Origin of the sequence: Streptomyces sp. NPDC002785 (assembly GCF_040295565.1) — a bacterium.
GTDB lineage: Bacteria > Actinomycetota > Actinomycetes > Streptomycetales > Streptomycetaceae > Streptomyces.
In genome coordinates, this window is the sequence record NZ_JBEOVN010000440.1 from 1 (window position 1) to 1,178 (window position 1,178).

The 1,178-nt window shown below is 64.0% G+C and carries 1 protein-coding gene; it reads left to right on the forward strand.

What is annotated here, in order from left to right:
- Nucleotides 1-58: 58 nt before the first annotated feature.
- Nucleotides 59-1,153: an IS630 family transposase gene (locus tag ABTZ94_RS37620; protein WP_351207979.1), complete on the forward strand. Its 1,095-nt coding sequence runs from the start codon at nt 59-61 to the stop codon at nt 1,151-1,153.
- The last annotated feature ends 25 nt before the right edge of the window (nt 1,154-1,178 follow it).

Genomic DNA, 1,178 nt, shown 5'->3' on the forward strand with positions numbered 1-1,178 from the left:
CTAGTGTCTCGTGATCCCGTCAGCGTTACGTGATCTTGTGTGTCTCGTTGGTGCTGGCATGGAGCTTTCCGTGGAACAGGCCGCCGAGTTGCGGGAGTTGGCGAATAGCCGGAATGTGCCTGCGGACTTGGCCGCGCGGGCCCGGATCGTGCTGTGGTCGGGCGAGGGACGGCGGCGCAAGGACATTGCCGAGTTGCTCGGGGTGTCGCTGCCGACCGTGGACCGCTGGAAGACTCGTTATTCCCAGCGCGGGCTGGCCGGGCTGGAAGGCGATCGTCCCGGTGGGGCCCGGGAACAGGTACCGGCGCGGGTTCGGGCGCGGGTGATTGCTCTGACGCGCATGACACCGCCGGCCTGCACCGGGCTTTCGCACTGGTCGACGCGCGAGTTGGCGAAGTACCTGAAGCGGACCGAGAACATCACCGTGTCCTGGCATTACATCGCGCGGCTCTGGCGCGAGGAACAGCTGAAGCCGCACTGTCACGGCACCTTCAAGATTTCCAGGGACCCCGCGTTCGCGGAGAAAGTGGCCGACGTGGTCGGCCTCTACCTCGCCCCGCCCGGTGGCGCGGTCGTGCTCTCGATCGACGAGAAGACGCAGATCCAGGCGCTGGACCGCACCCAGCCGGTGCTGCCGGTCGCCTTCGCAGCCACCGAGAAGCGCACCCACGACTACGTACGGCACGGCACCACGAACCTGTTCGCCGCCCTCAACGTCGGCACCGGCGAAGTCATCGGCGAGTGCAAGCCGAGCCGGAACGGACAGGACTTCCTGGCCTTTCTGAAGAAAGCGGTGAAGCCGCATGCGGGAAAGGAGATCCACGTCGTCCTGGACAACCTCTCCACGCACACCACACCGGACGTGAAGGCATGGCTGGCCAAGAACTCCCACGTCCACTTTCACTTCACCCCCGTCGGATCTTCCTGGATAAATCAGATCGAGACCTGGTTCGGAATCCTGACCCGGCAGTCGATCCGCCGCGGCACCTTCGCCAGCGTCAACGTCCTGATCACACAGATCCGCCACTACATCGACTCCTGGAACTCCGAGGCCAGGCCCTTCACTTGGACCGCGACCGTCGGCGAGATCCTGGCGAAGGTCCGCCTCATCCAGACCAACATCAAGAAGCTCGTCGCAAACAACTCAAAGTGATGGAAACAGCATCACGAGACACTAG

Coding starts and splice junctions, on each gene's coding strand:
- ABTZ94_RS37620 (WP_351207979.1), top strand. CDS start 59: ATGGAGCTTTCCGTGGAACAGGCCGCCGAGTTGCGGGAGTTGGCGAAT.